The 9,064-nt window shown below is 64.1% G+C and carries 8 protein-coding genes and 1 pseudogene; 5 read left to right on the forward strand and 4 right to left on the reverse strand.

The annotated features are described in order from the left end of the window. Positions 1-2 precede the first annotated feature (2 nt). Positions 3-2,630, forward strand: a complete 2,628-nt coding sequence (gene leuS, locus ORS3428_RS10260; protein ID WP_071097070.1) for a leucine--tRNA ligase — start codon at positions 3-5, stop codon at positions 2,628-2,630. After that, positions 2,617-3,198, forward strand: coding sequence for an LPS assembly lipoprotein LptE (lptE, locus tag ORS3428_RS10265; RefSeq protein WP_071097072.1), 582 nt, complete (start codon positions 2,617-2,619; stop codon positions 3,196-3,198). The genes leuS and lptE overlap by 14 nt, the downstream gene beginning before the upstream one ends. Positions 3,199-3,536: 338 nt before the next feature. Here lptE and fsa read toward each other — a convergent pair whose 3' ends face one another. Then, the gene (fsa, locus tag ORS3428_RS10270; protein WP_071097075.1) at positions 3,537-4,193 is read right to left on the reverse strand and encodes a fructose-6-phosphate aldolase; all 657 of its coding nucleotides are present in this window, start codon (positions 4,191-4,193) and stop codon (positions 3,537-3,539) included. Positions 4,194-4,284: 91 nt separating this feature from the next. Between fsa and ORS3428_RS10275 the strand changes: the two genes are divergently transcribed. Next, positions 4,285-6,468 carry a primosomal protein N' gene (locus tag ORS3428_RS10275; protein ID WP_071097077.1) on the forward strand — a complete coding sequence of 728 codons (2,184 nt, stop codon included), beginning with the start codon at positions 4,285-4,287 and terminating at the stop codon, positions 6,466-6,468. Between the two features lie 10 nt (positions 6,469-6,478). Here the strand turns inward: ORS3428_RS10275 and ORS3428_RS10280 are convergent, their stop codons facing one another. Continuing rightward, complete coding sequence (locus ORS3428_RS10280) at positions 6,479-6,934, reverse strand: type II toxin-antitoxin system VapC family toxin (RefSeq protein WP_071097079.1); 456 nt, start codon at positions 6,932-6,934, stop codon at positions 6,479-6,481. Continuing rightward, positions 6,931-7,176 carry a type II toxin-antitoxin system Phd/YefM family antitoxin gene (locus ORS3428_RS10285; protein WP_071097081.1) on the reverse strand — a complete coding sequence of 82 codons (246 nt, stop codon included), beginning with the start codon at positions 7,174-7,176 and terminating at the stop codon, positions 6,931-6,933. The genes ORS3428_RS10280 and ORS3428_RS10285 overlap by 4 nt, the downstream gene beginning before the upstream one ends. Positions 7,177-7,245: 69 nt before the next feature. Between ORS3428_RS10285 and ORS3428_RS10290 the strand changes: the two genes are divergently transcribed. Together ORS3428_RS10290 and ORS3428_RS10295 are read left to right on the forward strand one after the other, a co-directional pair. Then, a complete protein-coding gene (locus tag ORS3428_RS10290; protein WP_071097083.1) occupies positions 7,246-7,941 on the forward strand; it encodes an aspartate/glutamate racemase family protein in 696 nt (231 codons plus the stop codon). A gap of 212 nt (positions 7,942-8,153) precedes the next feature. Next, positions 8,154-8,549 carry an AGROH133_08824 family phage infection protein gene (locus tag ORS3428_RS10295; protein WP_071097086.1) on the forward strand — a complete coding sequence of 132 codons (396 nt, stop codon included), beginning with the start codon at positions 8,154-8,156 and terminating at the stop codon, positions 8,547-8,549. Between the two features lie 93 nt (positions 8,550-8,642). On the opposite strand, the pseudogene ORS3428_RS34400 reads toward ORS3428_RS10295, so the two are convergent. Beyond that, positions 8,643-8,912, reverse strand: a pseudogene (locus ORS3428_RS34400) (hypothetical protein); the annotation flags it as partial. Positions 8,913-9,064: the final 152 nt, after the last annotated feature.

The following is a 9,064-nucleotide window of genomic DNA, read 5'->3' on the forward strand; positions in this document are numbered from 1 at the left end:
CGATGGCAACCGAACGATACAATCCGCGCACCTCAGAGCCCAAATGGCAGAAAGCCTGGGCCGAAAAGAAGCTGTTCGAGGCCAGGAACGACGACCCGAAGCCGAAATACTACGTGCTCGAAATGTTCCCCTATCCGTCGGGGAAGATCCATATCGGCCACACCCGCAACTACACGATGGGCGACGTCGTGGCGCGCTACAAGCGGGCCAAAGGCTTCAACGTGCTGCATCCGATGGGCTGGGACGCCTTCGGCATGCCGGCCGAGAACGCGGCGATGCAGAACAAGGTCCATCCCAAGGACTGGACCTATGAGAACATCGCCGTCATGCGCGAGCAGCTCAAGGTCATGGGCCTGTCGCTCGACTGGGCGCGCGAATTCGCCACCTGCGATGTCGACTACTACCACCGCCAGCAGATGCTGTTCCTCGACTTCGTCGAGAGGGGGCTGGTGACGCGCAAGTCCTCCAAGGTCAATTGGGACCCAGAGGACATGACGGTGCTTGCCAACGAGCAGGTCATCGACGGCCGCGGCTGGCGCTCGGGCGCGCTGGTCRAGCAGCGCGAACTGACGCAGTGGTTCTTCAAGATCACCGACTACGCGCAGGACCTGCTGGAATCGCTCAACCTGCTCGATGAGTGGCCGGAAAAGGTCAAGCTGATGCAGCACAACTGGATCGGCCGCTCGGAAGGTCTGCTGATCCGCTGGCCGCTGGCTGCTCCTGTCGGCGACATGCACGAACTGGAAGTCTATACGACCAGGCCGGACACCATCTTCGGCGCCTCGTTCATGGCGGTGGCCGCCGATCATCCGCTGGCCAAGAAGGCTGCCGAGAGCAATCCGGCGCTGGCCAAGTTCATCGAAGAGGTCCGCCAGATGGGCACCTCGGTGGCGGCGCTGGAGACGGCCGAGAAGAAGGGTTTCGACACTGGCATTCGCGTCGTCCATCCGTTCGACGACAGTTGGACCCTGCCCGTCTATGTCGCCAATTTCGTGCTGATGGAATACGRCACCGGCGCCATCTTCGGTTGCCCGTCGGGCGACCAGCGCGACCTCGACTTCGCCAACAAATACGGGCTGCCGGTGATCCCGGTGGTGATGCCGGAGGGCGCCGACGCCAAGACCTTCCAGATCATAGAGGAGGCCTATGACGGCGACGGCGTCATGATCAATTCGCGCTTCCTCGACGGCATGAAGCCTGAGCAGGCCTTCGATGAGGTGGCGAAGCTGCTGGAGCAGAAGACCGTCGGCGGCCGGGCGATGGCGGAGCGGAAGGTGAACTTCCGACTGCGCGACTGGGRCATTTCGCGCCAGCGCTATTGGGGCTGCCCGATCCCGATGATCCACTGCGAAGCCTGCGGCGTGGTTCCGGTGCCGAAGGCCGACCTGCCGGTCAGGYTGCCCGACGACATCGAGTTCGACCGTCCGGGGAACCCGCTCGACCGGCATCCGACCTGGCGTCACGTGAAGTGCCCGCGATGCGGTCGCGACGCGCGGCGAGAGACCGACACGATGGACACCTTCGTCGACTCGTCCTGGTATTTCGCGCGCTTCACCGCGCCGTGGGCCAACGAGCCGACCGAGCCGAAGGCGGCCGATGATTGGCTGGCGGTCGACCAGTATATCGGCGGCATCGAGCACGCGATCCTGCACCTGCTCTATTCGCGCTTCTTCACCCGCGCCATGCGCGAGACCGGCCATCTCAATCTCGCCGAGCCGTTCAAGGGCCTGTTCACTCAAGGGATGGTGGTGCACGAGACCTATCGTGTCGGCGGCTCGTCGACCAATGGGCGCTGGCTGTCACCGAGCGAGGTCAGGATCGAGGACGTCGGCGGCAAGCGCCGCGCCATCGAGATCGCGACCGGCGAGGAGGCGACGATCGGCGCGCTCGAGAAGATGTCGAAGTCGAAGAAGAACACGGTGAGTCCGGAAGAGATCACCGACGGCTACGGCGCCGACACCGCGCGCTGGTTCATGCTGTCGGACTCGCCGCCCGAACGCGACGTCGAATGGACGGATGAAGGTGCGGCCGGCGCGCATCGCTTCGTGCAGCGCGTCTGGCGCCTGGTGCAGATCGCTGCCGAATCGCTCGACGGCGTGAAGCCAGAGGCGGCGAAGGAAGGCGAGGCGGGCGCCGTCTCCAAGGCCGCGCACAAGATCCTGAAGGCGATCGGCGAGGACATCGAGAAGCTCGGCTTCAACCGGGCGATTGCACGCATCTACGAGCTCGCCAATGCGCTGACCGCGCCGCTCAACGATGTCGCCGAAGGCAAGGCCGACGCGGCGCTGAAAGGCGCCTGCCGCGAGGCCGCGGAGATCCTGGTGCATGTGATCGCCCCGGTCATGCCGCATCTGGCCGAGGAATGCTGGGAGACGCTGGGAGGCACCGAGATGGTCGCGGAGCGGCCGTGGCCGGTCTACGATCCGGCTTTGGTCGTCGACAACGAGATCGTGCTGCCGGTGCAGGTCAACGGCAAGAAGCGCGGGGATTTGACAATTGCCCGCGACGCAGATCAAGGTGCCGTCGAAAAAGCAGTGCTGGCTCTCGACTTCGTGCAAAAAGCGCTCGATGGTAAGGCCCCGCGCAAGGTCATCATCGTCCCGCAGAGGATCGTCAATGTCGTTGCCTGATTCGGAAAAGTCAGAGGCGGCACGCCTGCTCGGCCGCGTGGCGGTCTGCGGCCTGGTAGCCTCGCTGGCGCTGGTCTCGGCCTGCACGGTGCGGCCGCTCTACTCCAGCGCGCCGCTTGTCGCCGGCTCGCAGGTCGGCGCATCCGCCGAACTCGCGTCGATCTCGATCAAGYCGGTCAAGACCCGCTACGGCCAGCAGCTGCGCAACAATTTGATCTTCGCCTTCGGCCAGGGCTCGGGCGAGCCGGCCTCGCCCGCCTACACGCTCGACCTCGGCGTCAGCGAGCTGGTCGAGTCGGCGGCCATCGTGCAGGTGCAGACCGAAGAGGACGAGCCGACGGCGGGCACGGTGACGCTCACCGCCAATTATGTGCTCCGGGATGCCGCGACCGGCACGGTGATCGCGGTCGGCAAGCGCTCGATCCCGTCGTCCTTCGACAAGCCGCGCCAGGAGTTCGCCGCCTACCGGGCGCAGATCGATGCCGAGAACCGCGCCGCTCGTGAACTCGCCGACCTGCTCAGGCTGGCGATCGCGCAGGACTTAGCCAGGCACGGCAAGAAGGCGTAATTCTTTCGACAGAGGAATTTTGAAAGGTCGCAGGCTTGTCGGCGAGCAAGATTTTCGCCGTCGTTTCGGTGAAATCAGCGCAAACGCTGGCGATTGGCCGAAGTCTCCCCAACCTCGTCATCCCTAGGCGGAGYGGCCGCGAAGCGGCGTCGCTGAGACCCTGGGATCCATTCCGTCGAAGGGTGCAGCGGAGCAGAATTCTGCACCGTGGGAGCACTCAAGCGTCACGGCATGGCTCCGGCCAATCTCCAAGGCAGCGACCTGCCAAGGCATCGGCACTTTGCCAAAGAAGACAAGAAAGGCCGGTTGCCCGGCCTTTTTGCTATGCGGTRCTTGCCTCAGTTGATTTTCTGGCCGGTCTTGGCCCAGTCGGCGAGGAAGGCGGCAAGGCCCTTGTCGGTCAGCGGGTGGTTGACCAGTGCCCTCAGCGTCGCCGGCGGCGCGGTCACGACATCGGAGCCGATGAGCGCGGCCTGCTTGACGTGGTTCACCGTGCGCACCGACGCGGTCAGGATCTCGGTCTTGAAATCGTAATTGTCATAGATGGTGCGGATTTCCGAGATCAGCTCCATGCCGTCCGAGCCGGTGTCGTCGATGCGGCCGACGAAGGGGGAGATGAAGGAGGCGCCGGCCTTGGCGGCGAGCAGGGCCTGGTTGGCCGAAAAGCAGAGCGTGACGTTGACCATGCGGTTCAACTCGGTGCGGATGGTCTTGCAGGCCTTCAGCCCGTCCAGCGTCAGCGGCACCTTGATGCAGACATTCGGCGCGATCTTGGCCAGCGCCTCGGCCTCTCCCATCATGTCCTTGAACTCGGTCGCCACGACCTCGGCCGAAACCGGGCCTTCGACGATGTCGCAGATCTGCTTGGTCACCTCGGAGATCTTGCCGCCCGATTTCAGGATCAGCGAGGGGTTGGTGGTGACCCCATCGAGCAGCCCCAGATCATTCAGCTCCTTGATCTCCTTGATGTCGGCGGTATCGACAAAAAACTTCATGGCGGTCTCCTTGGGGATTGCATGGTGCCGGCCAGGCACGTTCGAGGGTCACCCTTTGATCTAGAGCAAAGTCGGGGCAAGGTCACGCTTCATGATGGAAGATTCGCCCTTTGTCGCGGCAGCGCCGGTGCTGGTGCCGATGYCGGCCGAACGGCCCTACACCTATGCAGTGCCGCCAGGCATGCGCGTGGTGCCGGGCTCGATCGTGCGCGTGCCGCTGGGGCCGCGCCAGGTCGCCGGCATCGTATGGGATGCCGTCGTCGAATCCGTCGATCCGAAGAAGCTGYGGCCGATCGAGGAGGTCTTCGACTGTCCGCCGATCGACAAATCGATGCGCCGCTTTGTCGACTGGATCRCGCATTACACGCTATCTGCCCCCGGGATGGTGGCGCGGATGCTGCTGAGAGCGCCAGAAGCCTTTGATCCGGAACCCTGGATCGAGGGCCTGCAGCGCACGCTCGCCGAGCCCGACCGATTGACAGAGGCGCGGCGGCGAGTGCTGGAAACGGCCGAAGGCGGCCTGGCCTGGACACGCTCAGGGCTCGCGCATGCGGCGGGCGTCTCCTCGACGGTGATCGATGGCTTGCGGGCACAAGGCGTGTTCGAGACGGTGATGATCCCGCCAAGACCCGTGGTCGCGGCGCCCGACCCTCGCCATGCCATGCCGGACTTGATGCCGGACCAGAAGGCCGCGGCGGAAAAGGTGCGTGCGGCGGTCGCGGCGGACGCCTTCAATGTCACTCTTCTCGACGGCGTCACCGGCTCCGGCAAGACCGAGGTCTATTTCGAGGCGGTGGCGGCGGCGCTCGACAAAGGCAGGCAGGTGCTCATCCTGCTGCCGGAAATCGCGCTGACGCATGCCTTCCTCGAGCGCTTCCAGGACCGGTTCGGCGCCAAGCCGGCGGAATGGCATTCGGACCTGCCGCCGAGGATGCGCGAACGCGTCTGGCGGCAGGTGGCCGAGGGCGGCGTGCGGGTCGTCGCCGGCGCGCGTTCGGCGCTGTTCCTGCCGTTCAAGGAACTCGGGCTGATCGTTGTCGACGAGGAGCACGACCCGGCCTACAAGCAGGAAGACCGCGTCTTCTATAATGCGCGCGACATGGCGGTGGTACGCGGCCATATTGGCGGCTTCCCGGTCGTGCTCGCCTCGGCCACCCCGTCGGTGGAAAGCCGGGTCAATGCCAGCCAGGGCCGCTATCACCGGGCTGTGTTGTCGTCGCGCTTCGCCGAGGCCGCACTCCCCGACCTCAAGTCGATCGACATGCGGCGCGCGCCGCCGGCGCGCGGCGGCTTCCTGTCGCCTATCCTTTTGGAACAAATGCGGTGCACGCTGGAGAGACAAGAACAGTCGCTGCTCTTCCTCAACAGGCGCGGCTATGCGCCGCTGACGCTCTGCCGCGTCTGCGGCCACCGCTTCGGCTGCCCGGTCTGCTCGGCCTGGCTGGTCGAGCACCGTTTTCGCGGCCAGCTTGTCTGCCATCACTGCGGCCACAATGAGCGGCGGCCGGAGGCCTGCCCGGAATGCGGCACACTTGACCACTTGGTGGCGTGCGGGCCGGGCGTCGAGCGCATCGCCGAGGAAGTGGTGGCGCATTTCCCGGAGGCGCGCACCATCGTGCTGTCATCCGATCTTTTGGGCGGCGTGCGCCGGCTGAGGCTCGAGCTGGAGGCCGTCGCCAATGGCGAGGCCGACATCGTCATCGGTACCCAGTTGGTCGCCAAGGGCCACAACTTCCCCGGCATGACGCTGGTCGGCGTCGTCGACGCCGATCTCGGCCTCGCCAATGGCGATCCGCGCGCGGCCGAGCGCACCTTCCAGCTGCTCAGCCAGGTGACGGGGCGCGCCGGGCGTACCGGCAAAAAGAGCCTTGGCCTGCTGCAAACCTATCAGCCCGACCATCCGGTGATGCGGGCGATCGTCTCCGGCGATTCGGAGTCTTTTTACGAGCGCGAGATCACCGAGCGCGAGCGGGCGGCGCTGCCACCCTTCGGCCGGCTCGCCGGCATCATCGTCAGCGCTGYGACACGAGGCGAGGCCGAAACCCATGCGCGGGGCCTGCGGCGCGCGGCGCCTACGGCGTCCGATCTCTTCGTGCTCGGGCCGGCCGAGGCGCCGCTGTCGCTGATCGGCGGGCGCCATCGCTTCCGCCTGCTGGTGCAGGGCGAGCGGCGCGCCGACATGCAAGGCTTCATCCGGAAGATGCTGGCGGATGGGCCGAAACTGCGCGGCTCGGTGCGCGTGCAGGTAGACATCGACCCGCAGAGCTTCTTGTGAGTTTGCGGAATTACTCCCCCGGACCGCTCTCCATGAAGGGGTTCAGGTGAGGTACATCGAGAATCGCAAAATGCCGGACATTGGCTGTTAGGACGGACATGCCGTTCAAACGGGCGGTCGAGGCGATCAGCACATCCGCCAAGCCAGGGTTGAAGCCTTTGGCAGCCGTGGCATCTTCCAGTTTGYCGGCCTCCCGTAGGATTGCGACGTCCACCGCCAGAATGCGTTGGTCGAATTCCGTTAGCAGCTGTTCGAACCAGCCGCCGATACGCGCCGCCTTCGGACTTGCGCCCGATCGCTTCAGCTTCGCTATGCCTTTTTCCAGCTCCAAGACAACGATGGACGATATATGCCAGGAGCCACGCTCCCGCTGTCCGTCAATCCAAGTCCGTACGTGCGAGGGAAGCGGAGRACGGTCAGGCGCAAAGGCCGATAGGAACGACGTATCGAGTATGTAACCGCTCAAAAGTCGACGTCCCGCGACGGCGATTCGTTTCGCTCAAATTCGATGYCGCCAGGGAACTGAAGCAGGAAGTCGACAAAGGCTTTTTGGCTGCCTTGCGGATAAAGCTTTCGCCCCTCATCAATCGGAACAACCATGGCGATCGCTTTGCCATGCCTGGTGATGGTAGTAGGCTCACCATTTCCCGCGGCTTCGACGAGTGCCGAAAGCCCTGCCTTGGCCTCCCGAAGCTGGACGGTTCTCATGATGACATCATCCCTTGTAGTCTCATGTAGTCACAATATAGAGATTGCATAGGAAAGGAACAAGCCATCATGAAAACCCTTGGCCTGCTTGGCGGCATGAGCTGGGAATCGACGGCGATCTATTACCGCCTGCTCAACGAGATCGCGCGCGAGCGCCTGGGCGGGCTGCATTCGGCCAAGCTGTTGATTTGGTCGTTCGATTTCGCCGAGATCGCCGAGCGCCAGCATGYGGGCGACTGGGAAGGCGCCGGCGTCCTTCTGGTGGAAGCCGCGCGCAGGCTGGAGGCCGGCGGCGCCGAGGGCCTGGTGATCTGCACCAACACCATGCACAAGCTTGCCGACACGGTGCAGGCGGCGGTGTCGATCCCGCTCATTCACATCGCCGATGCGACGGCGCATGCGGTGGTCGAGGCCGGCGTGCGGCGTCCGGCGCTGCTCGCGACGCGCTTCACCATGGAACWGGATTTCTACAAGGGCCGCCTCGCCGACAAATACGGCCTGCACCCGGTGGTGYCGGACCAGGCCGGTCGCGACATGGTGCACCGGGTGATCTATGACGAGCTCTGCCAGGGCGTCGTCAAAGCCGATTCGAAGTCGGCCTATGTCGACGAGATCGCCCGCATGAAACGCGACAGCCAGATCGACGGCCTCATCATGGGCTGCACCGAGATCACCATGCTGATCGGGCAGGGCGATTTCGACATTCCGGTGTTTGACACCACCCGCATCCATGCCGAAGCGGCAATCGATTTCGCGCTGTCCTGATTGGACGGCCTCCTGACCGGGACGCCTTCCCTCGTGTGCGATTTCTAACTTTCGTTTTGCGCAATTCCGAACGGAAAGCTACGGCGAAGTCGCCGAGCTCAACATTGTACACTTTTCCTGGAATTGCTCGTAGTGCCGGCGACTATCTGGCGCGCGGTTTTTCCTCCGCTAGAATGCCGGCAATTTCAAACAAGAATTTGYGAGGGGATCAGATGGACTTTGCCTTTCCGTGGCCCGCGAGCCAGGGCGAGTGGCTGGCATGGTCGAGCGCCGTCGTGACCTTGCTCATCGGGCTCATCCTGTTCCTGGCGCCGAACCTCGCCTTCCGCATCCTGCGCCTGCAGGCCAAGCCGGAAAAGGCGGCGGCGATCGCCGAAGGGCGCGGCCGTATGTCGGGCTTCTATCTTGGCGTCAGCCTGTGCTGCATTCTGCTTGCGCAGCCGCTGCTTTACATGGCGCTCGRCTTTTCCTGGCTGTTCACCGCTTTCGGCCGGCTTCTGTCGATGATGTCGGACGGYGCCAACACGCCCTTCAACTGGGCTTCGATCGTGGTCGAGCTGGCGYTGGCGGCGCTGCCGCTGGCCTTCGCCTTCGGCTTCGTGCCGTGACCGGCACCGCCGACCYCAGAGTCCGGCCTTCTGCGCCAGATAGGGAGCCAGCGCAAGCGAATAGCTCGCGGTCAGGTGATGATCGTCACGCCAGACGATGATATTGCCGACGACTGCCGGGCATTGCTGCGGATCGCATATGGCATCGATCATGTCGACAAACGTCACGTTGGCATCGCCCTTGGCAGCCTGCGCCATGACGTTGCTTGGCGTGCCTTCGCTGCGTTTCGTGAAGCATTTTGCCGGGGTCGCGTTCAGGCAGTCGGAAGGGTCGAACTTTACAAAGGGCGTGTTGCGGATGGCCACGATATGGGAGCCCGTTTCGATGATCCGGTCCCAGAGACTTCTCAGTCCCTCGACCATCTGGTCCTGCGGAACGGACGGGTAGTTCGACTGGCTGGTGAATGTCAGATAGGGCTTCAATTTCACGATTTCGGGAAGCACCCTTTCCCGCCACTCGGCGCAAGACACATAGGGCTTGTTCTTAACTACGCTTACACGGCTGAAGGGGCAGG

The organism is Mesorhizobium sp. ORS 3428 (assembly GCF_001854785.1).
Taxonomy (GTDB): domain Bacteria; phylum Pseudomonadota; class Alphaproteobacteria; order Rhizobiales; family Rhizobiaceae; genus Mesorhizobium.

Coding starts and splice junctions, on each gene's coding strand:
- fsa (WP_071097075.1), bottom strand. CDS start 4,193: ATGAAGTTTTTTGTCGATACCGCCGACATCAAGGAGATCAAGGAGCTG.